At 36.4% G+C, this 21,630-nt stretch carries 21 protein-coding genes; 11 read left to right on the top strand and 10 right to left on the bottom strand.

The genetic code is table 11. The features are described 5' to 3' along the window. Positions 1 to 2: 2 nt before the first annotated feature. The 4 genes from LB454_RS01315 to LB454_RS01300 are packed head-to-tail and all read right to left on the bottom strand — an operon-like array spanning position 3 to position 3,782. The gene (locus LB454_RS01315; RefSeq protein ID WP_224462503.1) at positions 3 to 1,193 is read right to left on the bottom strand and encodes a DUF4350 domain-containing protein; all 1,191 of its coding nucleotides are present in this window, start codon (positions 1,191 to 1,193) and stop codon (positions 3 to 5) included. Continuing rightward, complete coding sequence (locus LB454_RS01310; RefSeq protein WP_224462502.1) at positions 1,186 to 1,959, bottom strand: hypothetical protein; 774 nt, start codon at positions 1,957 to 1,959, stop codon at positions 1,186 to 1,188. The genes LB454_RS01315 and LB454_RS01310 overlap by 8 nt, the downstream gene beginning before the upstream one ends. Beyond that, positions 1,949 to 2,833 carry a hypothetical protein gene (locus tag LB454_RS01305; protein WP_224462501.1) on the bottom strand — a complete coding sequence of 295 codons (885 nt, stop codon included), beginning with the start codon at positions 2,831 to 2,833 and terminating at the stop codon, positions 1,949 to 1,951. The genes LB454_RS01310 and LB454_RS01305 overlap by 11 nt, the downstream gene beginning before the upstream one ends. After that, a complete protein-coding gene (locus tag LB454_RS01300) occupies positions 2,814 to 3,782 on the bottom strand; it encodes a stage II sporulation protein M (RefSeq protein ID WP_224462500.1) in 969 nt (322 codons plus the stop codon). Before LB454_RS01300 ends, LB454_RS01305 begins: the two co-directional genes overlap by 20 nt. A gap of 32 nt (positions 3,783 to 3,814) precedes the next feature. On the opposite strand from LB454_RS01300, the gene LB454_RS01295 reads away from it, so the two are divergent. Together LB454_RS01295 and LB454_RS01290 are read left to right on the top strand one after the other, a co-directional pair. Then, entirely contained in the window at positions 3,815 to 4,531 is a 717-nt protein-coding gene (locus LB454_RS01295; protein WP_224462499.1) for an RDD family protein, read from the top strand. After that, positions 4,531 to 5,160 carry a trimeric intracellular cation channel family protein gene (locus LB454_RS01290; RefSeq protein ID WP_224462498.1) on the top strand — a complete coding sequence of 210 codons (630 nt, stop codon included), beginning with the start codon at positions 4,531 to 4,533 and terminating at the stop codon, positions 5,158 to 5,160. Before LB454_RS01295 ends, LB454_RS01290 begins: the two co-directional genes overlap by 1 nt. Before the next feature lies 1 nt (position 5,161). Here LB454_RS01290 and LB454_RS01285 read toward each other — a convergent pair whose 3' ends face one another. Continuing rightward, positions 5,162 to 5,878, bottom strand: a complete 717-nt coding sequence (locus LB454_RS01285) for a peptidylprolyl isomerase (protein ID WP_224462497.1) — start codon at positions 5,876 to 5,878, stop codon at positions 5,162 to 5,164. Between LB454_RS01285 and LB454_RS01280 the strand changes: the two genes are divergently transcribed. The 3 genes from LB454_RS01280 (at position 5,866) to LB454_RS01270 (ending at position 8,491) form a co-directional block, all read left to right on the top strand. Beyond that, positions 5,866 to 6,504, top strand: a complete 639-nt coding sequence (locus tag LB454_RS01280) for an NUDIX hydrolase (RefSeq protein WP_224462496.1) — start codon at positions 5,866 to 5,868, stop codon at positions 6,502 to 6,504. The genes LB454_RS01285 and LB454_RS01280 overlap by 13 nt on opposite strands. A 40-nt stretch (positions 6,505 to 6,544) precedes the next feature. Then, positions 6,545 to 7,468 (top strand): lysophospholipid acyltransferase family protein, encoded by a 924-nt coding sequence (locus tag LB454_RS01275; protein WP_224462495.1) that lies wholly within the window; start codon positions 6,545 to 6,547, stop codon positions 7,466 to 7,468. 72 nt (positions 7,469 to 7,540) lie between these two features. Continuing rightward, the gene (locus tag LB454_RS01270; RefSeq protein ID WP_224462494.1) at positions 7,541 to 8,491 is read left to right on the top strand and encodes an aldo/keto reductase; all 951 of its coding nucleotides are present in this window, start codon (positions 7,541 to 7,543) and stop codon (positions 8,489 to 8,491) included. Between the two features lie 76 nt (positions 8,492 to 8,567). Here the strand turns inward: LB454_RS01270 and miaE are convergent, their stop codons facing one another. Genes miaE through LB454_RS01250 form a run of 4 tightly spaced genes read right to left on the bottom strand, consistent with a single transcriptional unit; the run spans position 8,568 to position 12,285 of the window. After that, complete coding sequence (gene miaE, locus LB454_RS01265; RefSeq protein WP_224462493.1) at positions 8,568 to 9,152, bottom strand: tRNA-(ms[2]io[6]A)-hydroxylase; 585 nt, start codon at positions 9,150 to 9,152, stop codon at positions 8,568 to 8,570. Positions 9,153 to 9,157: 5 nt separating this feature from the next. Further along, the gene (locus LB454_RS01260; protein ID WP_224462492.1) at positions 9,158 to 10,987 is read right to left on the bottom strand and encodes a DNA polymerase III subunit gamma/tau; all 1,830 of its coding nucleotides are present in this window, start codon (positions 10,985 to 10,987) and stop codon (positions 9,158 to 9,160) included. A 24-nt stretch (positions 10,988 to 11,011) separates the two neighbouring features. After that, positions 11,012 to 12,112 (bottom strand): endonuclease/exonuclease/phosphatase family protein, encoded by a 1,101-nt coding sequence (locus LB454_RS01255; protein WP_224462491.1) that lies wholly within the window; start codon positions 12,110 to 12,112, stop codon positions 11,012 to 11,014. Positions 12,113 to 12,120: 8 nt separating this feature from the next. Next, complete coding sequence (locus tag LB454_RS01250; protein ID WP_224462490.1) at positions 12,121 to 12,285, bottom strand: YqaE/Pmp3 family membrane protein; 165 nt, start codon at positions 12,283 to 12,285, stop codon at positions 12,121 to 12,123. Positions 12,286 to 12,466: 181 nt separating this feature from the next. On the opposite strand from LB454_RS01250, the gene LB454_RS01245 reads away from it, so the two are divergent. Next, positions 12,467 to 15,724 (top strand): S41 family peptidase, encoded by a 3,258-nt coding sequence (locus LB454_RS01245; RefSeq protein WP_224462489.1) that lies wholly within the window; start codon positions 12,467 to 12,469, stop codon positions 15,722 to 15,724. 75 nt (positions 15,725 to 15,799) lie between these two features. Here the strand turns inward: LB454_RS01245 and LB454_RS01240 are convergent, their stop codons facing one another. After that, positions 15,800 to 16,318 (bottom strand): GNAT family N-acetyltransferase, encoded by a 519-nt coding sequence (locus LB454_RS01240; protein WP_224462488.1) that lies wholly within the window; start codon positions 16,316 to 16,318, stop codon positions 15,800 to 15,802. Positions 16,319 to 16,422: 104 nt separating this feature from the next. On the opposite strand from LB454_RS01240, the gene LB454_RS01235 reads away from it, so the two are divergent. The 5 genes from LB454_RS01235 (at position 16,423) to LB454_RS01215 (ending at position 21,581) form a co-directional block, all read left to right on the top strand. Beyond that, positions 16,423 to 17,193: an MBL fold metallo-hydrolase gene (locus tag LB454_RS01235; RefSeq protein WP_224462487.1), complete on the top strand. Its 771-nt coding sequence runs from the start codon at positions 16,423 to 16,425 to the stop codon at positions 17,191 to 17,193. A gap of 23 nt (positions 17,194 to 17,216) precedes the next feature. Beyond that, positions 17,217 to 18,581, top strand: a complete 1,365-nt coding sequence (locus LB454_RS01230) for an alpha/beta hydrolase family protein (protein WP_224462486.1) — start codon at positions 17,217 to 17,219, stop codon at positions 18,579 to 18,581. Between the two features lie 381 nt (positions 18,582 to 18,962). After that, entirely contained in the window at positions 18,963 to 20,318 is a 1,356-nt protein-coding gene (locus tag LB454_RS01225; RefSeq protein WP_224462485.1) for a hypothetical protein, read from the top strand. A gap of 278 nt (positions 20,319 to 20,596) precedes the next feature. Continuing rightward, on the top strand, positions 20,597 to 21,118 hold the full coding sequence (locus LB454_RS01220) for a hypothetical protein (protein WP_224462484.1): 522 nt from the start codon (positions 20,597 to 20,599) through the stop codon (positions 21,116 to 21,118). Positions 21,119 to 21,134: 16 nt separating this feature from the next. Beyond that, a complete protein-coding gene (locus LB454_RS01215; RefSeq protein WP_224462483.1) occupies positions 21,135 to 21,581 on the top strand; it encodes a DUF2147 domain-containing protein in 447 nt (148 codons plus the stop codon). Positions 21,582 to 21,630 lie beyond the last annotated feature (49 nt).

Below are 21,630 nucleotides of genomic sequence, written 5' to 3'. Positions count from 1 at the left end.
ATCTAGCTGTTGAAAGTTGTCATTTTTTTATCTAAAGTTTTTAATTCGTCTTCACTCACCACTTCAGAGGTATTGATGCGTTCAATATACTGAAATAATGCCTTCAAGTCTTCATATTCCTGATTGGTTTTGGAGGCCAAATCTTTTAAAAATGAAGTATTGATTTCACTGGTGGATAAATTATAAGTGGATCTTATTTGTTCCAAATAGCTTGTGATTTGCTTTTGTGCAATGGCTTTGTGATCCTTTTTGTCCAAATACATTCCAGCGATGGTCTGTGCAAACTCATAGGAGCGGTTTTGAACGGGAGGGATGATAGGAATTGGACGTTGTTTTCGTTTTCCACCAAAGAGCACATATAAAAGCGACGTAATAATAATGAGGTAATATGCCGATTTCAAATAGGGATTGGATAATAAATAATACAATGGATTGGAAATCCTTTCTTTCCCAGACTTGTAATAATTATCCCAAAATAAAGGCTGACTAAGGTTTAAATAGCCGAGTGTTCGTGAGGTATAATCAGCATTATCTTCATCTACCATAAAATAATTGGTGTAGACTTGTGGAGCAAGGTGCAGCAAAAACTTACCTTTCCCCCAATTGACTTGGATGTAATTGGTATGCGTTTCGTTTTCTTCATTTTTAGCTTTGACTACACCTAAAGCTTTGGTGCTGGCTGAATCTATTTTAGAAAAATAAAGATACTCGAAGGCTTTCTTCGATTTTTTAAACTCAGAGAGTCTTTGGGGTTTGTCTTTCAAATTGAAACTAGGGTTGTATTCAATTTCAGAATTACTCACATAAAAGCTGATATCTAAGCCTAAGGTATCTAGTAATAACTTCGGAATTCCTTCTGAAGCGATGAAAACTGAATTTCCGTTCTCTGCCCAGCTCAATAATTCGTTGCTTTCCTCATCGGTTAAACTGACGTATCTATTGATAAAGAAATAAGTCCCTGATTTTTGTAAACTATCCTGGAATTGCTCAAAAGGCGACTGGTCTATATGTTCAATTTCTGAGGTTACCGTTTTCAATCCTTCATAAAAAACCTCTGTTGCAAGTGCTCTTTTGTCTGTATGTACATAACTTGCAGTCCAGTCTGTAGGTTCCACTTTTGTAGCATCTAGCAGAATGATCAGGATCACAAGTCCCATAACTCCCCAAAGCAAAGCTTTCATTTTTTTATCCATTGGCTTTGGTAGTTTTAATAGTTTCTATCAGTTTTTCAAAACGCGTTTTTGCCGTTTTGAAATCATCCATTTTCAGCGTAAAATCTCCGTACCAGACGAATTCGTAAAATCGGGAAGCGTAAGAAAAGTCAGATTTAATTGTTGGTTGATTTATTTCAGATTTATAGTCTGTATTGGTTTTTTGAAATTGATACGCGATGAAATCATGATCTTTTAGGTGCTTCAGAATATTCAAAAACAAATACCTGGAAGCTAATCTGTAGTTTCCTTCAGCTTCAGCCTCATCGACCAGAATAGATAAATCTTTTTGTTGAATGAGGCGCTCGTCTTCAGATAAATTGATGTCGCTTTCATCTGCTGGCGGCGATTTTTGGGTGACCACATAATATTTATTGAACAACCAAATGATAAGAACACCCAAACCTATAATCAGCAGAATCTTGAAAATCAAAGCCAGATAATTCCAAAAGTTTCCTTCTGAAACACCAGATAAAAGCCAGTCTATAAATTTATCTATTTGTAGGTTCAACCAATTTTGAAACTTACTCCAGGCAGATTCCTCTTTAGTGTATTTAAAATAATTGTAGTCTTCATTTTGTTGATAGGATTCAATAATGGACTTTTCAAATTCTACGATCTCTGGGCGGCCCACTAAACTATCTCCAGATTGAAACTGTGATGCGGCCATCACAAAGCCAGTTCCTATACAATTTAAAATAAGGAAAAACGCTAAGGAGTAACTAAAATGACGTGATTTAACTTCCAATACGGTCTATATTTTCTAAAGTTCCTGTTTTGTTGTGATACTCATTCAAGTTGAAATAGATAAAAACAATGCTGATGACTGTCACAAGACTTAAAATGTATTGTGCCAAAGAGGCGATTACATAAAGTATCATGTACAACCAGTTACTGGCAAGGCCTTCAGTCCCTGGTGTCTCCGCACCCTCTCTTACAGAAACCACTGATTCCATGACTCCCATGATAGCTATTGGTAGCTGAAATAAGCCTCCAATGAGGGATATCAGTATACTCATGATCAAAATAGTAGCAAAGCTAATCCACCAGTTTTGTTTAATAAGATTGAAGCATTCTGTAAACGCATCTGAGAATGATTTTTCCTGAAATATAATTATAGAGAAGATGAGCGAAAGCGGAACAAATAAATAAATACCAGGGAGTATACATAAAGTAAATCCTATTGCAACAAGTATTCCTACTACGATGACACTTCCTAGTGATCTGCCAAAATACTGACCGATATATTGACTGACTTCATCTTCATTAATTTCTCCCTCATTTTTCACATAACTTTTGATGATACTGTTGATGGTGGTAATGCTGAGTGCTGTATATGCAATATAACTTAATGAAAGTAACAGAATAGCAATACCAGTGGTTGCGAAAAGATCAATTAAAAAATTTTCTGGATCCTGGGTATTTAAGAAATCTCCTGTTATGCTAAGCGATTGATATTGATAATAAGTGCTGGCAGCAACAATAAGAAGCAAAAGCCAACCGACATGCTTAAGGTAAAGCCTAAATATAGTTTTGTATTCTTCTCTAATAAATTTAAAAGTATCTGAAATGATAGCGCCCAGATCACGTTCTTTTTTGAAATTAATGTAGTTGTTTTCCATGCTTGTTATAGGTTAGTTGTGGAAATATGACGTAATAATAAATGATTAAAAATAAAGATGAAAATATGATTAGAATAGCTAGCCAATCTGGCATTCCTGTAAGTCGGGTAATAAAACCTTCCAAAAATCCTGCAATAATAAAAAAAGGAATGGTACTTATCACGATTTTAAGTCCAGCTTTCACTCCCTGAGTAAAGGATTGGAGTCGTGTATAGGTTTTTGGAAACAACAGGCTTTTTCCCATCACAAGACCAGCACACCCAGCCACGATAATGACAGAAATCTCAATTGTGCCATGTATCCAGATCGTCCTTGCAGACTCCCAAAGCAAATCTTGCTCGTAGAAGAAATACTGAAATGATCCCAGCATTATAGCGTTTTTCATCAAAATGAAAATGGTGCCAAGCCCTGCCAATATTCCAGCTGTGAAAGCAAATAAAGCAACCTTTATGTTATTGATGGTGATACCAAGAAACATGTCAGTTTCATTGGCTTTTTTATATACTGCCATAGGATCACCCTTTTGAATGTTTTCTATGGTAGAGTTGACATAAGCATCTCCCAGAATAAGTCTTACAAATCCATCATCTGCAGATGCAGAATAGGCTCCAACTGCACTAAAGCCAATAAACAGGAGGAATGCTAAAAGTAAAGTTGGCCTGTGTTTGTAGAAAAACAGAGGAAATTCTTTTATATAAAATTGATAAATCTTGTTTTTCGACTCCTTTTTGGTTTTGTAAATTTTTTGGTGTATGCCTACAGACAGTTCATTGAGGTAGGCAGAAGTCTCACTGTTGGCGTAAAACGTTTGAGCGTAATTGAGATCTTCCGTAAGCTCAACATAAAGTTTGGAGAGTTCGCTGGGAGAAATGCTGATATTATTTTGCACAACCCTTTCAAATTTTAACCATTTGTCTTTATTTTGCTTGACAAAAGCCGCCTCTCGCATCCTGATATAATTTATCCAAAGAAAAGCAATCTATGAGTCATTTTCAAATAGAAACCGCACAAAATGTAAAGATTGAACAAAGTGTGGCTACAGTGTGGGATAGAATCCTGGCTTACCTTATAGACGTTTTAATCATCATCGTTTATGTATTTGCTACATTGGCCATCATGAGTGGATTACTGAATGTGTCTCCATTTGAAGGTTATGCTACTTCTTTGGTGCTTGGTTTACCTCCATTTTTATATCATCTAGTGATGGAAACTTTTATGAATGGGCAAAGTGTTGGCAAAGCTTCTATGCGATTAAGGGTTGTCAATCTTGACGGATCAAAACCTCAATTTTCAAGTTATTTAATTCGGTGGCTACTTAGAATCGTGGATATAAGTTTGGTGAGTGGAGCCATCGCTATAGTGGTGATTCTCGTCAATGGTAAAGGACAGCGTCTTGGAGATCTGGCGGCTAAGACCACGGTAATTTCTGAACGAAGAAAGACAGGATTTAAAAAAATTCCATTGTTTGAGATAGATGATTCGTATCTTCCGCAGTATCCTCAGGTTGCCACCTTGAAGGATGAAGACCTGAGAAGAATAAAATCAATTTTTGATAAAGCAAAACGTGAAGAGGATCATTCTATAATGGTAAAACTAGCAGAAAAAGTGAAAAGTCAGCTTCAAGTTGAGACCGATTTGTCCTCACAATCTTTCATACAAACTGTATTGAAAGACTATCAATACTATAGTACGCATTAATGGAGTATACACTCATACTTGACATCCTTGGTGTTGTTGCCTTTTCAATTTCTGGAGTTTTGACCTCTCTTAGAAAACGTATGGATGCGTTTGGAATTCTCATCATAGCCTTTGTCACTTCAGTTGGTGGTGGAACCTTAAGAGATGTCCTGCTTGGAGTACCCGTAATGTGGATGCAAGACATGACCTATGTTTATGTGATTATTGCTACCACGATTTTAGCAGTTCTTTTCAGAAAAAAATTATCCTATCTGAGGAAATCTTTGTTTTTATTTGACACTCTGGGGATAGGGCTTTATACTGTTGCAGGAGTTGAAAAAGGAATTGCTGAAGGTTTGCCAGCCATCATTTGTATAGCACTAGGGACAATGAGTGCTTGTTTTGGTGGGGTAATACGAGACATTTTATGCAACGATATTCCACAAATTTTCAGAAAAGAAATTTATGCTACAGCTTGTATTCTTGGAGGATTTAGCTACTTCGTTTTCCTTAAATTGAATTTACCGGTAAGTTTGATTTTTATATTCTCCGGGCTTGTCGTTATCATTGTAAGACTTTCTGCTGTAATTTTTAAACTTTCACTGCCTTCGGTTTACAAAAAAGATGAAGACATTAGAGATTATTGGTAAGTTATCTTATAACTTTTATATTCATCCCTACATTGGTTAGTGGCCATTCACTGCCATCGGTTTCCAAATCATCGATTTTTTCTACAACATCCATTCCGCTGATGACTTTTCCAAATACTGTATGGTCATTATCCAGGTGGTAGGCTCCATTGGACTTGGTCACAACAAAAAATTCGAAAGGAGAAGAGGCATTGCTCACATTTTGTTCAGAATATTTAGCGGCTGAAACAGCTCTGTAATCATGTTTATATTTACTTGTAAATTCATTTGGAATCAGGTAATTACCTACTGCTTTTCTAAACTGATGTGTTGCTGTTCTATCACTATTGCCTCCCTGAACCACAAAGTTATCATCTACTCTGTGAAAAACTGTCGTATCAAAATATCCAAGCTTTGTAAGACGTATAAAATTAGCTCGGTGAAGCACAGGTTCTGGATATAGTTCGATGCTGAAATTCCCCATATCGGTCTCTACTTCTACAATAGTTTCAGGATTTTCTTTCCCGTAATTTTTCAGAAATGGAATTAACTCTTCTTGTTCTATAAATTTTATCTGTCTTAGATCTCTGTCAGTTTTACCATTGGAAGGGATATTAACTTCAATTTCTTTTTCAATGCTATCTTTTTTGACCGCTTTTTTTTCTGATGAAGTATCTTTGTTTTCTTTACAGGAAAAAAGAACTGCAAACAGACATATAATAAGAAATGGAATTTTCATCGTTTACGAATTTAATTTCAAAATTAAAGAAAATAGAACTTCCTGGCGAATCTTTTCATTATCAACTCGCACCTTTATTCAGGCAGGATGAATTAAAACGCATTGATCTCAATGGAAAAGATCCAAATTATGCAGGAGTCGTCTCACTTTTGTATCCCAAAAATGGCGAAGCGCACATGGCTTTCATTTTGAGAAAAACTTATAAGGGTGTGCATTCCAATCAGATCGGCTTTCCTGGTGGTCGCTATGAAGAGATTGACAAAGATTTAATGCAGACTGCCCTCAGAGAAACAGAAGAAGAAATTGGTGTATCTTCAAACAGTATTCAGGTCATAAAACCACTCACGGAACTTTATATACCACCATCCAATTTCTTAGTGCATCCTTATCTCAGCTATATTGAGGAAGAGCCTGTTTTTGTTTTACAGGAAAGTGAAGTTGAAAATATTATAGAAATTCCACTTTCTGTTTGTCTTGATAAAAATAACTTGAATACCGAACTAATTGATGCTTCTTACGCCAAAAACGTAGAAGTTCCTGCCTTTAATTTTAATGGACATGTAGTGTGGGGAGCTACCGCTATGATATTGAGTGAAATAAGGGAACTCTTTATTAGAATAGCATAAGTCTATAAAAGCGTATATTTGCCAATTAACTTTTTGAGATATGGGCTTATTCAAGAAAAATCCTTTCGGACATTATTTATTTTTAAAAAAATGGCTAATAAGGATCATGGGTGGACTTACTCATCAACGCTATCAAGGATTTAATGACCTCAAAATTGAAGGGTCATCCATCATAAAAGACTTACCAGATAGAAACGTTTTATTTGTTTCCAATCATCAAACTTATTTTGCAGATGTTGTTGCCATGTATCATGTGTTCAATGCTTCATTGAGCGGTAGAGTAGATAGTATCAAAAATGTAGGTTACCTGTGGGACCCGAAACTCAATATTTATTACGTTGCAGCTGCCGAAACCATGAAAAAAGGATTACTCCCCAAAGTTCTGGCTTACGCAGGCTCTATAAGTATTGATAGAACCTGGAGGGCAGATGGCAAGAGCGTAAACAGACAAGTTAAAATGAGCGATATTTCCAATATTGGAATGGCTTTGGAGGATGGCTGGGTTATTACATTTCCTCAGGGAACCACCAAGCCCTGGAAACCCATCAGAAAAGGAACCGCATTTATTATTAAGAAATACAAACCTATTGTGATTCCCATTGTTATAGATGGATTTAGAAGATCTTTTGATAAAAAAGGAATCCGTATCAAAAAACGTAATATTCTTCAGTCAATGGTCATTAAAGAGCCTTTGGAAATCGATTACGATAATGAAGAAATAGATAGCATCGTCGAAAAAATAGAATACGCTATAGAACAGCATCCTTCATTTTTGAAAGTGATTCCGGAGAGTGAAATAATGGCGCAGGAAGCTCTTAATGAGGAACGTAGATTTAGTGCTAAAACTCAAAAAGAGAAAGAAAAGGAAGAAAAGAAGAAAGCCAAAAAAGCGAAAAAGAAAGCAGAGAAAGAAGCGAGAGAAGCCAAAGAGAAAGAAGACAATAAAGACAAAACAAGTAGTTAAATCTTGGCTAAAGTTATCTGTAGTTTTTGAAATTCTTGTGTATGAGTCTACATTTAGATAAAATTGAAAACTATGAAATTATTAAAATTCAACGATAACGATCAAATGCACGCCATTGGTTTAGGAACCTGGAAATCCGAACCTGGAGAAGTCAAAAAGGCCGTGAAACATGCCCTTGAAATTGGTTACAGGCATATTGATTGCGCAGCAGTTTATGGAAATGAAAAAGAGGTAGGCGAGGCTCTTAAAGAAACTTTCGATAAAGGCATCATCAAAAGGAATGAGGTGTTTATCACTTCAAAACTTTGGAACAATGCACACCGACAGGAAGATGTCAAGCCTGCTTTGGAACAAACGCTCAAAGATTTACAGCTAGACTACCTGGACTTGTACCTCATGCACTGGCCAGTTGCGTTTAAATCAGGTTTAGAAGGGTTCCCGCAATCAGACGATGACTTTCTTTCTTTGGAAGAAGTCCCTCTTAAAGAAACTTGGGAAGCCATGGTAAATTTGAAAAAGGAGAAACTGGTGAAACACGTTGGGGTCTCCAATTTCAGTCAAAAGAAACTGAGCCAATTGATGAGTGAAACTGACTTTGTTCCGGAAATGAATCAAATCGAGTTACATCCTTATTTACATCAAGAAGAACTAGTTAAATTTTGTCACGACAATGCCATTCTGATCACAGCTTTTTCTCCACTTGGAAGTCAAGACCGTACAGAGGAGATGAAGGCAGAGAATGAGCCAACACTCCTAGAAAATGAAGTTATTAAATCTATTGCAGAAAAACATGAGGTAAGTCCTGCTCAGGTGTTGATAAGATTTCATTTAGAAAGACAGGTGGCCACCATTCCAAAATCAACAAATGAAAGTAGAATTGAAGAGAATTTTAAAAGCGCAGAAGTTGAATTGGATGGAGAAGATATGCAGAAACTGAAAGATCTAGATAACCATTACCGTTATGTCAATGGGAAGTTTTTCGAAACCTCGGATGGTAAGTATTCAAATGTCTATGACGAATAAATTTTAGCCAAAAATTAAGAGCCAATAAACCAAGAACCAAGACGCTTAAGTCTTGGTTCTTGGTTTATTTATATTATTACCAGCCGTGAACTGAAGCACCATCCTGGAAAGACTCAAGAATTTTGGCTTCATAATCTAGTAAGTCAGACCATTTTTGATTCACTTCATCTACATTATGGTATTGTCTGGCAAATCCTAAAAACATCGTATAATGGTTAGCCTCACTGATCATCAATTTGCGGTAAAAACGTCTTAGCTTTTCATCACTCAATTCTTCAGATAAAAGCCTAAATCGTTCACAACTTCTTGCCTCAATAAGTGCAGCATAAAGCAGGCGATGTGCAAGTTGAGTTTGTCGACTACCGCCTTTAGGAAAAAAGGTCACCAGTTTTGCCACATAATCATCTTTGCGGTCTCTTCCCAAAGGAATATTCTTCTCCTTTAGTAAATCATGAACCATTTTAAAATGGCTCATCTCTTCTTGTACAAGTTCCGTCATAGCAGTTACAAGATCTGTATATTCAGGAAAAGAAACAATTAAAGAGATGGCAGTAGAAGCTGCTTTTTGTTCACAATACGCATGATCTATTAGGATCTCATCTATGTTCTTTTCAGCAATATTTGCCCATCTCGGGTCCGTAGGTAATTTTAGTCCAAGCATAATAATTATATATCTAGGTCAAAAGTTGTACGCAACAATTCCAGATTTGGATTCACCTCTTTCAATTTTTCAAATTTCTCCCGAGGTGTGTAAACGTACTTTTTTTCAGCTTTATGATTCACTGTGATGTCCAGAACAATGGAGGTATTCTGTAGTTTTTGCTTTAAAAACTTCATCAATTCGCCCTGTTCCTGCAGGATATTCAATTTCATAGAATCATTGGGGAGCTCTAGTTTGATGACAGTTCCATCCAGCTTAGGTCTGGAAGTGTTCATAACCGAAGCTAAAATTTTGCTGCCATTATCGCCCAAAACGCCAATGTATTCATCCCAGACCTCTAGCATTCTTTCTTCGCTAAACTCTGCCGTCAATTTCTCCTCCTCAGGCTTGTCTTTTTGCATGGCCTCCTTCAGTCTCTTCTTTTCCTGTATGCTTTTTATAGAAAGTCCGTTTACTTTTTTTGGACGATTTTCTAGTGAAGGTTTTAGAGGTTTTCTAGGTTCTTCAACGCTATTTTTTTCTTCTGAATTTGCCTTTGCTGGCTTATTGTTTTCTGGTGGTGAGCTTGGAGATTCAGTTGAATTGATGTTCGCGTCCAAAGGTGTAGATACATTTGAAATGTCTTCATCAGTATTTACCTTAGGTTCATCTGAAGTCTTTATGACAGGAGTTGTCTCAGTTTCTTGATTTTGAGCTACTTCCGAAACTGTTTTAGGTACTTTCTCAAGCTCTTTTGGACTTAAGATATGGTGTTTAGTCTTTTTTTTTTCGGGAGAATTAGGATCTGTAAGTGAAGCTAATTTCATCAGACAAAGCTCCACATGCAATCGTTGATTCTGACTCATTTTGTAGTTGAAGTCACAGGAATTGGCCAAATCGATGCCGTCCTGCAAAAACGAATACGAGGTCGCCTGCGATTGCTCAAAGTATTTAGACTTAGTGCGTTCACCCACTTCCAGTAAAGCAATGGTCTGCTGATTTTTGGAAACCATCAGGTCTCTAAAGTGAGACGCCAAACCTGCAATAAAGTGTTGACCATCAAAGCCTTTAGCCAAAATTTCATTGAAATAGATTAAAACTTCAGGTATATTATTGTCAAGTAATAAATCGGTAGTACGGAAAAAAGTTTCATAATCTAAAACGTTTAGATTTTCTGTCACTGCTTCCCGAGTTAACTTATTTCCGCTAAAACTGATTACTCTGTCATAAGTTGATAGAGCATCACGCATGGCTCCATCTGCCTTTTGTGCAATAATATGCAAAGCATCATCATCTGCATCGACGCCTTCTTTTTTGGCAATATCAGCTAAGTGCTCTTTGATATCGCCGACCGTAATTCTTTTGAAATCGAATATTTGACAACGCGATAATATCGTTGGTATAATTTTGTGTTTCTCTGTGGTTGCCAATATAAAAATGGCATGTTTTGGTGGTTCCTCAAGGGTTTTCAAAAAAGCATTAAAAGCTTGTTGAGAAAGCATATGCACCTCATCAATGATATAGACTTTATACTTTCCAGATTGTGGAGGAATTCTCACTTGATCGGTGAGATTCCTAATATCATCTACAGAGTTGTTCGAAGCTGCATCCAACTCAAAAATGTTGAATGCAAAATCTGTAGTTTCATCATCGGTCGCATCCTGATTTATCTTCTTAGCTAGAATCCTGGCACAGGATGTTTTTCCAACACCACGAGGTCCTGTGAATAATAGTGCTTGTGCTAGATGGTCATTGTTGATGGCATTGAGCAGAGTATTGGTAATTGCCTTTTGTCCAACAACGTCTTCAAAAGTTTCGGGTCTGTATTTTCTGGCAGAGACAACAAAATGTTCCATGACACAAATATAGTTTTATGAAATCTATACTGCAACGTCAGTTTCATTTTTAATTTTAGATAAGGGGGAAGTTTTTTGAAAAGCCTTTTCTATTTTTTCATTGGCTTGTTCCTTTTCTTCAGTATCAGCCTCATGTTCTTCTTGATGTTTTTCTGCAAGCCTTGTTAATTCGAGTTTGGCATAAATCGGAAAATGATCAGATCCAATATCTGGCAAGACTCTTATTTCGTTTAAGCTAAAATCTTTACTGTGAAATAAATGATCCAGGGGCCACCTTAAGAACGCATATTGAGCATGAAAGGTACTGTAACGTCCTCGACCTATTCTAGGGTCCAGCAAACCGCTTATCTTTCTGAAGAGTTGCGTACTTCTAGACCAGGCAACATCATTAAGGTCACCAAATACCACAACAGGTTCTTCAATCTCTTTTACGAGTTTGGCCACTATAAGCAACTCAGCATCTCGATTGGTAGATGTTTTTGCTTCTGTAGGACTTGGAGGCTTGGGGTGTAAGGCAAAAATTTTCACTTTTTGCTCATCATCAATCCTTACATAAGCTTCTATGGATGGAATCTCATCTTTTAGAAAATGGTTTATTTTGACCTCTTCCAACTCATATTTGGAATATAAATGCATTCCATAGAGATTGTCTTTAGGAATTTTCACAGTGAAAGGATAATCGCTTTCAATGGATTGTAGTGCCTTTTCCCATTTTAAATCACTTTCTAAAGTAAGTAAAAGATCAGGCTTGTAAGTCTGTATTCTTCCCAGTAGCTTTTCATAGTGATCATTTGGTGTCAAAACATTACTTGCCATCAAACTAAGACATCTCGATGATTTTGTCGGTGTAGTTCTTAAAACTTCTTTTCTGAAAAAACCGCTGTAAGGTATTATTTTGATACAGTGAAAACTAATTGCTAACACGACCATACTGATTCCTATCCATTGAAAAATATCTCCAAAGTTGAAATAAAGAATTCCAAGAAAAAGGCCTAAAAGACTTAGTAAAAGCAACTGGACTTTTGGAAAATCAAAAAGTCTTACTACCCAGTGATCTACTCGGAAAAGAGTCACAAAAGCAAAAAAGCACATCAGAACTTGATAAATGATAATAGCAACAAGCATTTCTTCTATTATTTATCGTTTTTTGCAATGATCCAAACAGCATGGACGACACCAGGAACAAAGCCCAGTATCGTAAGCAGGATGTTAAGCCAAAAGGCTCCACGAATGCCAACTGTAAGAAAAACACCAAGTGGGGGTAGAAGGATTGCAAAAATTAGTCTTAAAATACTCATAGGTTTAGGTTTGTTTGATTAGGCTAATCTAATTTACTTAATTTGAATTTGACATAATTTATTCTGTTTTAACTAAAGTAAGTTGATATTTTAATCGGCAACAAAATCTACTGCTGATTTATTTTTATTTTAAATCCAAATAGTCATAAATTCATCATTTTTAATTTTTACTCAAACTCCTATGAAGAGATTTTACTTACTATTAGTCTTAACTTTTATTTCAATTGAAGGATTTAGTCAAGGCACTATGCTTTTACGACAGCCAACAATATCTAGTGATTATGTAGTCTTTGTCTATGCAAATGATTTGTGGAAAGTTCCTCACACCGGTGGAGAAGCTGAGCGTTTAACAACTTATGAAGGTTATGAATCTTTACCACATTTTTCTAATGACGGCAAATGGATTGCCTTTAGTGCAGAATATGATGGAAATACAGATGTGTATGTGATTCCAGTTGAAGGTGGAACACCCAGGCGACTAACCTTCCACCCTGGTGGTGATTTTGTGCAAGGCTGGACGCCAGAGGGAGATATTTTATTTCGTTCGGGTAGAAAATCTCATCCAACTAAAACTGCTCAACTCTACACCGTTTCAGTCAAAGGAAGTTTTCCGGAGCCCTTAATTGATGTAAGGGCAGCTTACGGCGATGTTTCTCCAGATGGGAATTACCTGGCCTACACACCAATCACTTCCTGGGATCCTGAGTGGAGAAACTACAGAGGTGGCCAGGCCATGCCTATTTGGATTTTAGATCTTAAAAATCAAGAATTGGTGAGAACACCTCAAACCGATAAGGAAAGGCATTTGGAACCTGTATGGATCGGTGAGAAAATATATTACTTATCAGAAAGGGATTATTCCAGCAATATCTGGAGTTACGATATTCAAACTAAACAAGAGAAACAGATTACGTTTCATAAGAAATTTGATGTAAAAAGTTTAGATACACATGGAGATCATATAATTTATGAACAAGGGGGCTACCTACATCTCTTTTCTACAAATGATAAGTCTGCTCAACAACTGGAAATAAATGTTGCAGGTGATTTAAATTTCAGCAGGGAAAGATGGGATGATGTTAAGTCTGGAAACGTTTTAAATCCAAATCTTTCTCCTAATGGAAAAAGAGCCATTTTTGAATATAGAGGTGATATTTTTACTATCCCAAAAGAGGAGGGAAGCTGGAGGAATATCACTCAAAGCAGTGGAGTCGCAGATAGATTCCCAATATGGTCGCCAAAAGGAGATAAAATCGCTTGGTTTTCAGATGCTAGTGGAGAATACGAACTTGTCGTTTCCAATCAATATGGTGAAAACAAAACATTCTTTAAGTTAGACAATCCTACATTTTATTTCACTCCAGATTGGTCACCAGATGGTAAATTCATTAGTTACACAGACACAGATTATAATCTATGGTTTATCAATCTCGAAAATGCTAAGGTTAAAAAAGTGGATACTGACGGCTTCGCGCATCCCAACAGAACGATGAATCCAAACTGGTCTCCAGACAGCAGATACATTACTTATGAAAAGCAGCAAGACAGTCATTTTAAATCCATTTTTATTTACGACACTCAAACAGGAAAGACAAATCAAATATCAGATCCTCTGGCCGATGCGATTTCACCTGTCTGGGACAAGTCGGGGAAATATTTGTATTTCCTGGCAAGTACAGATTATGGGCTAAATACAGGATGGTTGGACATGAGTTCATACGATGCATCTGTAAATAGAAGTCTGTATGCAGTCGTTTTAGATGCTGATGGTGAAGCACCAAATTTGCCAAAAAGTGATAATGAAGAAGGAGATAAGACAAACGATAAAGATGAAAAGTCTAAAAAGGACAAAATAAACAATGATGATGAGCAAAAAGTAAAACCAATCAAAATTGATTTTGACGGCATTCAAAGCCGAGTGGTTGCGCTTCAACTTCCAGCAAGAGATTACCAATTTATTAAAACTTCTGATGCAAATAAACTATTTATTGCAGAATCGGTTTTACACAAAGATGGATTAAAAGTTCATAATTATGATGTGGAAAAAGAGGAAGCCGAAGACTATGAAGAAGAGATTAGCCAGATGGTACTTAGCAAAAATGGAGATTATACTCTTTATCAAAAAGGCGGGCAATGGACTATAACAGATACCAAAAGTAAAGCTAAACCTGAAGATAAACTTTCAGTTTCTGCAAAGATGTTAGTTGATCCAAAAGCAGAATATGCTCAAATATTTAAAGAAGGCTGGAGGTTTATGAGAGATTTTCTATATGTCGATAATGTTCATGGTGCTCCCTGGAATGAAGTTTATAATTGGTACGTTCCATGGCTTGATCATGTAAACCATAGAACAGACTTGAACTATTTGGTTGATATTTTAAGTGGGGAAGTATCTATTGGACATTCTTATGTCTCTGGAGGTGATATGCCAGATGTAGATAGAGTTCCAGTAGGATTGCTTGGCGCTGATTTTGAAATTGAAGATGGTCATTACAAAATCACTAAGATTTACGATGGAGAGCAGTGGAATCCGGATATTTCGGCACCCTTAGGTTTAACAGGACAAAAGGTGAAAGAGGGAGATTTTGTGTTGGAAGTAAATGGAAAAAGCCTCTCAGCTGAAAATAATATTTATAAACATTTTGCTCAAACATCTGGAAGAACGGTCAGTCTGCTAGTGAATACTTCTCCTTCAAAATCTGAAGCAAAGAAAGTGTATGTGAAACCAGTAAGTAATGAAAATGGGTTGAGATACATCGACTGGGTAGAAAGCAACAGGAGAAAAGTGGATGAAATGTCTGACGGTAAGTTGGCTTACGTATACATACCAAACACGAGTCAGCCTGGATTTACAAGTTTCAACAGGTATTATTTCTCACAACAAGATAAAAAAGGAGTTGTTCTAGATGAAAGAAATAACGGAGGAGGTTCTGCTGCAGATTATATGATAGATATTATGACGCGTGAACCTATTGGTTATTTCAACAGTAAAGCAGGAGATAACAAACCCTGGACCTCTCCGCTGGCTGGAATATGGGGACCCAAGGTTATGATTATCAATGAAAGAGCAGGTTCTGGAGGTGATTTACTACCTTATATATTCAAGAAAAAAGAGATAGGACCATTGGTTGGAACCCGCACCTGGGGCGGACTTGTGGGGACTTGGGACACACCACGATTTATAGATGGAGGAAGAATGGTTGCTCCAAGAGGTGGGTTTTATGATACAGATGGAGAATGGGCAGTGGAAGGAGAAGGAGTATCTCCAGATTTTGAAGTTATAGATGAACCAAAACTATCTATACAAGGCAGAGATGCCCAGTTGGAAAAAGCTGTGGAAGAAGCCTTAAAACTCCTTGAGACTGAAGAATTTCAAATGCAGCCAGAGCCAGAAGCTCCCAAAAGATGGAAGCGACCTGAAGGCTATGATAAAAAATAAAAATCTAAGTGAAATAGAATGAGCCGTGGAGTATTCATATTTCACGGTTTATTTTTTGTAAAATAACGCCGTAAACTAAATCATCTTCAACATTACATAATTGGGGTTGGAATGTTTATCACTTATTTTGAAATCATGTTCACCGATGATTTTAAAATTATTTTTTTGATAAAATTTTAGGCCTTTTACATTTTGGGTCCAGACAAAAAGCCAAAAAGCTCTTTGTTGATGGTTTCTTGCGATTTCTATGTTATGTTTTAAAAGCTCTTCGCCTAAACCAAGTCCGTAGAAATCTTTTAAAAGATAAAGCCTTTCAAATTTGGCGATGGGTGTGATGTCTGTGAAGGGATGAGGTTTATCTAAAATAAGTTTGGAATAACCAGCAAGTTGGTTATTGAAATATATTTTGTTGAAGTGAATATCAGGATCGTTAAGGGCCTTTGATAGTTCCTCTATATTGAAATGAAAGTCAACGTAATTTTCAATATCCGAAGCTTCTGCACTATGCCCATGAGATTCTAAAAAAGTGGCTTGACTTAGTTTTGCTAGAGATTCAACTTCAGAGGAACCAATGACTTTTATACTTATCGACATCGTTCAATTTTTTTTGCAAATAAAAGCAATAGCTTCAACTTATCTTTATAATAAAAGTTGAATTATCTTTGAGCAAGAAGTCGATCTAAAATAAAATCAGAATAATGATATACCATCACCTTAGGAATGCTACTGCAATTATTGAAACTAAAAGAGATGTCATTTTGGTTGATCCCATGCTTGGTGAGGTAGGAAGCATTGAAGCGTTTACAAAAAAGCGTTTCCCGCCAAAACGAAATCCTTTGGTCAAACTCCCAAAACAAGCCAACTCTTTACTCGAAAACGTGACGCATGTTTTAATAACTCATCAGCACGCAGATCACCTGGATGCTGCCGGGATTGATTATTTGAAAGAAAAAGGACTTCCTGTTACCTGTAGTGTCCTGGACGCCAAAGACCTAAGAGACAAAGGACTGAAGATTGTTCAGGAGCTTGAGTACAACAAGCCTCAGAACTTTCTCGGTGGAAGTATAGAGGGAATTCCTGCTCAGCATGGTTATGGTGAAGTTGCCCAACTGATGGGGAATGTTATGGGTTTTTACCTTAAATTGCCTGATGAGCCTAGTTTATATCTGGCTTCGGATACGATTCTAACCGATAAGGTTGCTGAAGTTTTAGTCAATGATCAGCCTGATATAAGTGTAATTCCTTGTGGTTCTGCTCAGCTGGATGACTATGAACCTATTTTGATGACATTGGAAGACATAGTAAAATTCACTAATCTGAATTTTGGTGTGACTATCTGTAACCACTTGGAAGCTTTAAATCATTGTCCAACAGAAAGAGCAGATTTAGAGACGGCCTTTGTTTTACAAAAGCTAAAAGACAAGGTTTGGATTCCACAAGATGGAGATTCTAGATTATTTAAAAATTAAAATAATACTTAACAGCTAAAGCCATGAAATACTTATATACTTTTCTTACCGCCCTATGTTTCTTTCAGGTTTCATATTCACAAGACGTAACAGGAGAATGGACTGGTGAATTAAATTATGCAGGGAACTCACTTGACCTCAACTTTATAGTATATAAAGATGAAAATGCTTATAAATCTGCCCTGAGTGTACCAGCTCAGTCGGTAAGTGATTTTAAATCGACTTCCACTTCTTTTACAGATTCTATTTTGGCAATAGAGCTTAAGCCTCTAGGCATTAAATATCAAGGTAAATGGGTTACAAAAGATACTATTGTAGGAAATTTTGTTCAAAATGGAATGTCTCTAAAACTAAATTTGATAAGAGGAAATAAAAAGTTGAATAGGCCTCAGGAACCCATACCTCCTTATGATTATTACGAAGAGGAAGTGAGATTCAGCAATGAGAAGGATAGCATCAGTTTTGCAGGAACTCTCACCATGCCCCATAAAGAGGGAAATTTCCCTGCTGTTATCTTAATCAGTGGAAGTGGTCCGCAGGACAGGAATAGTTATATTATGGGGCATAAGCCCTTTCTTCTTTTGGCTCATGAGCTCACTCAGAGTGGGGTTGCTGTGCTGAGGTTTGATGAAAGAGGCGTTGGAGAATCTGAAGGTGAATTTTTGGAAGCCAGTATGGATGATTTTGTTGATGATGTGAAATCTGCATTCAATTATTTGATTGAACGTCCAGAAATAGATTCCAAGAAAATTGGTTTAATTGGCCATAGTCTGGGAGGTATTCTGGCACCAAAAATAGCGATTACAGAAGATGTTTCATTTCTGGTGCTTCTGGCGGCTCCAGGAATTGATGGTCATAAAATGATGCTCAAACAAAGAGCTGATTTTTTGAAGTTGAGAGGTCTTAATGAAACACAAGTTGAAAAATCCAATGAAATGTTTTCTTCCACCTACGATTATATTTTATCTACAAAGGCTGAGGGCCAGCAATTGAAAGATGAGTTGATGGTGTTTTTTACAGATAATTATGCTAATGTAATGATGGAAAAAGAACTGATGGCAATGGCAGAGCAATTGACTACAAAAGAATTACTTGGTATTCTTAGAAATAAGCCTTCTGCATATTTAAGTCTGGTGAATTGTCCTGTTTTAGCAATCGCAGGAAGCAATGATTTCCAGGTATCTTCTAAAGAAAATTTGGAAGCTATAGAATTGGAGCTAAGAAGAGGTGGAAATCAACAAGTAGAAATTAAAGAATTCGAAGGCCTTAATCATCTTTTACAGGAAAGTGAAACCGGAGATTTGAGTGAGTATGGCGTTATAGAACAGACTATGTCTCCAAAGGTTTTAGATTATATAAAAGAGTGGATAAATGGACAAGTTGAGTGAATAATACTTAAGTAAACGCTTGTTTTGACTATTTAACTAGATAAAATTTATTTTTCGTCTTGTAACTATTTTTACCTCAGCTCCTTCAAGTTAAGACTTGTGCATGATCAATCCTCTGCATTTACATGAACTTTTTATTAGCCATCAAGAGTAAGAACATCTTTTTGGCTTTGAAACAAATACGCTTTACTCAATAAAGCTCTGTACCTAATGAAAGTAAGTGATTCTGGGATGTAGTGAAAAACTATATTAACTATTAAAGAATCAAACGAGAAATTATCTTCAACTTTTATTTAATGCTCCATCAGGCGTAACTAGAGTTACAGTAAAAATGTTCCACACTTTCTAGATTTGTGGTTGTGATCTAAACAACTACAGATTTTGAGATTAATTTCAATAGTTTTACTCATAAATGTTTCAATCTCTTTTGGACAAAATGATTCTGTTTCTATTTCTAGCAATACCTTAAAAGATGTCTTTTCTGAAGCCAGAGTGAATGGAAGAATACGAAATTTTTCTATGGCAACATTCAATAGAAGTAGCTTTCAGGATTACTCTACCAATGCCACTGGTGCTGTTATAGGTATTTCAACAGGCTCTTTTAAAGGTTTTCAGGCAGGGATTAAGACTAGTTTTACTTATAAGACTTTAGGAAATGATCTTAGCATTATAGACCCTGTTGTTGGAAGGGGAGATAAGTGGGAGTTTGAGCTCTACGATATTTTCAATAAAGGGCAATTTAACCATTTGGTACGACTAGATGAACTATACCTGAAGTACCAGGTTGGTAATTACTACATTAGTGTTGGAAAAATCAAAACCGAATACACACGTCTTATCAATGCCAGTGATGGTCGAATGAATCGCTTTGCGCACAGTGGAGCGTGGTTACACCTCAATTTTGATTCTCCTCACAGTTTGGATTTAGGATGGTTAAAAGGCGTATCGCCAAGATCATCTTACGATTGGTTTAGCTTCGATGAGGTGTTTGGAATGGTCAACCAAGGGTTTCAGCCCAATGGGGAAAAGGCTACCTATAGAGGCTTTTATCCTAGTCGTGGTGTTGGAGTATTCAATTATGGGTTCAATGCTAATAACTTGAATATTCACGCTTACAATTTCCTATTCGATAAAATTAGCAATATAGTGTGGCTGGAAGCAGAATACATTCATAAGTCATATAAAGTTGGATTTCAGTATGCGCACTCATTATCTTTAGGGTATGGCGATGAACTGAATTATATCAACCGCTATATGCAGCCCGGCGAGCACGCCAATGTATTTAGTTCTAAACTGACTTGGTTTGACTCAAGTTGGGAGTTTGGTGCAGCATACACGCATGCATTGGATACAGGCCGTTTTCTCTTCCCGAAAGAATTGGGTAGGGACAATTTTTACACCTCTATGCCAAGATCTAGATTGGAAGGACTTGGTGGTGTGAATGTGTTTACATTTCGAGTGGATTACAAATTTTTAAACCCCAACCTAAAGGTTGGCTTTCACTACCAGGATTTGAGTGGTGCAGAGGTAGGAAAGTTTCACCTTAACAAATACAACATAGACAGTACACGTCAATACAACACGCAGCTTACTTATAAACCAAAAGGTTTCTGGAAAGGATTGAGTTTTGACTTACTCTGGGTTTACAGAGAAAACAAAAATGAAACTCAGCCCGAACTCTTCTTCAACAGAAGTAACTTTCATCAGATCAATTTTGTAACCAATTATTACTTCTGAATTTGTTATACCTTACATTGAATTAACTAAGATATCAAGCTTTATCATTGAAATTGATTAAGGTTTCGTCTGTGGATTTAAGAAACTTTAAAGGTCTTTTCGTTTACATCATATAAAATTAAGATAGCTCTAATCATTTGACCCTATGCCTTAACAGATTTTGTATCAATAAATTAGTTCCTTAATCAATATTTATTTCAGAAAAAAGTTTGCTTATTCTTATCGAAAATGAAAAATAATGATATTTTTATATAGATTTGTTTAAAACATAACTTACAATGAAATATAAATCATTAACATTTTTATCCTTGCTTATTATCTTAAGTATAACGTTTTCGTGTGCCGTTGAAACTGAAAAGCACGAGGTCTCAACACCAATTTTAGATCTTAAAGCAGTTGGTCCGTTATTTGAAGGATCCAATACAGCAACAGCTACTTGGGAGTTTTCATTGGAAGAACTTTTTCCAGACATAGAAGGAGATATCATAGTGAAAAAGGCAAAAATTACAGGCATCAACGTTAAGCCCAGAACAGGAATGGATTTTCCTAAAGTGGGCAAAATGGTAATGGAAATGAAATCTAAATACACCAGTATGACCAGAATTGGATTGTTGGAAAGCAATATTCAACCAGATAAGAGCTACAATCTTCAGATTGCAGGAAAACAGAAGGAATTAGAAACTGCCTTTACAGATGAACGCATCACTTTTGTAGGCGATTTCGATATGCTGGATGAAGATTTTTATGAGGATGTTGTTTTTGACTTGCAAGTCACTTTTGAAGTAGAAACCGAAAAATAATTTAATACTTAAAACTATGAATAATAAACTTTTTTTAATTGCTTTTTGTTTACTTGGATATTTTAGCCTTGCTCAGGAAGCTGAGGATATTGTTGGTGTTTGGGAACCAGGTCACGGAAAAGCTAAAGTGAAAATTGATAAAATCGATGATAAATTCTATGGTAAAATAGTGTGGTTGAAAGAACCAACAGATCCAGATACAGGTGAAGCTAAATTGGATAAGAATAATCCAGATGAAAGCATGCAAAATGTTCCTTTACGAGGCTATAGAATCTTAAAAGATTTTGAATATCAAGGTGAAGGAGTTTGGGAAGAAGGGACAATTTACGATCCAGAAAGTGGCACAACATACAGTTGTGTAATTACGATGAAGGATGAAAACACACTTGATATCCGCGGATATGTTGGTGTCAAAACTTTCGGAAGAACAGATACCTGGAGAAGACTTACCAAAAAGAAATAGAAATCAACAATCGAAAACTGCTGTACGTTACTAAGTACAGCGGTTTTTT

This window comes from Psychroflexus montanilacus, assembly GCF_020164535.1.
Lineage (GTDB): Bacteria > Bacteroidota > Bacteroidia > Flavobacteriales > Flavobacteriaceae > Psychroflexus > Psychroflexus montanilacus.
Note: the sequence above shows the minus strand (reverse complement) of the source record. Positions and strands in the feature narration are given on the sequence as shown.

Bases quoted from the DNA above. Each gene is read 5' to 3' on its own strand.
- LB454_RS01315 (WP_224462503.1), bottom strand. From the start codon at position 1,193: ATGGATAAAAAAATGAAAGCTTTGCTTTGGGGAGTTATGGGACTTGTG.
- LB454_RS01230 (WP_224462486.1), top strand. From the start codon at position 17,217: ATGAAATACTTATATACTTTTCTTACCGCCCTATGTTTCTTTCAGGTT.
- LB454_RS01245 (WP_224462489.1), top strand. From the start codon at position 12,467: ATGAAGAGATTTTACTTACTATTAGTCTTAACTTTTATTTCAATTGAA.
- LB454_RS01235 (WP_224462487.1), top strand. From the start codon at position 16,423: ATGATATACCATCACCTTAGGAATGCTACTGCAATTATTGAAACTAAA.
- LB454_RS01255 (WP_224462491.1), bottom strand. From the start codon at position 12,112: ATGCTTGTTGCTATTATCATTTATCAAGTTCTGATGTGCTTTTTTGCT.
- LB454_RS01285 (WP_224462497.1), bottom strand. From the start codon at position 5,878: ATGAAAATTCCATTTCTTATTATATGTCTGTTTGCAGTTCTTTTTTCC.
- LB454_RS01220 (WP_224462484.1), top strand. From the start codon at position 20,597: ATGAAATATAAATCATTAACATTTTTATCCTTGCTTATTATCTTAAGT.
- LB454_RS01280 (WP_224462496.1), top strand. From the start codon at position 5,866: ATGGAATTTTCATCGTTTACGAATTTAATTTCAAAATTAAAGAAAATA.
- LB454_RS01275 (WP_224462495.1), top strand. From the start codon at position 6,545: ATGGGCTTATTCAAGAAAAATCCTTTCGGACATTATTTATTTTTAAAA.
- LB454_RS01290 (WP_224462498.1), top strand. From the start codon at position 4,531: ATGGAGTATACACTCATACTTGACATCCTTGGTGTTGTTGCCTTTTCA.
- LB454_RS01270 (WP_224462494.1), top strand. From the start codon at position 7,541: ATGAAATTATTAAAATTCAACGATAACGATCAAATGCACGCCATTGGT.
- miaE (WP_224462493.1), bottom strand. From the start codon at position 9,152: ATGCTTGGACTAAAATTACCTACGGACCCGAGATGGGCAAATATTGCT.
- LB454_RS01260 (WP_224462492.1), bottom strand. From the start codon at position 10,987: ATGGAACATTTTGTTGTCTCTGCCAGAAAATACAGACCCGAAACTTTT.
- LB454_RS01240 (WP_224462488.1), bottom strand. From the start codon at position 16,318: ATGTCGATAAGTATAAAAGTCATTGGTTCCTCTGAAGTTGAATCTCTA.
- LB454_RS01300 (WP_224462500.1), bottom strand. From the start codon at position 3,782: ATGCGAGAGGCGGCTTTTGTCAAGCAAAATAAAGACAAATGGTTAAAA.
- LB454_RS01295 (WP_224462499.1), top strand. From the start codon at position 3,815: ATGAGTCATTTTCAAATAGAAACCGCACAAAATGTAAAGATTGAACAA.
- LB454_RS01250 (WP_224462490.1), bottom strand. From the start codon at position 12,285: ATGAGTATTTTAAGACTAATTTTTGCAATCCTTCTACCCCCACTTGGT.
- LB454_RS01305 (WP_224462501.1), bottom strand. From the start codon at position 2,833: ATGGAAAACAACTACATTAATTTCAAAAAAGAACGTGATCTGGGCGCT.
- LB454_RS01215 (WP_224462483.1), top strand. From the start codon at position 21,135: ATGAATAATAAACTTTTTTTAATTGCTTTTTGTTTACTTGGATATTTT.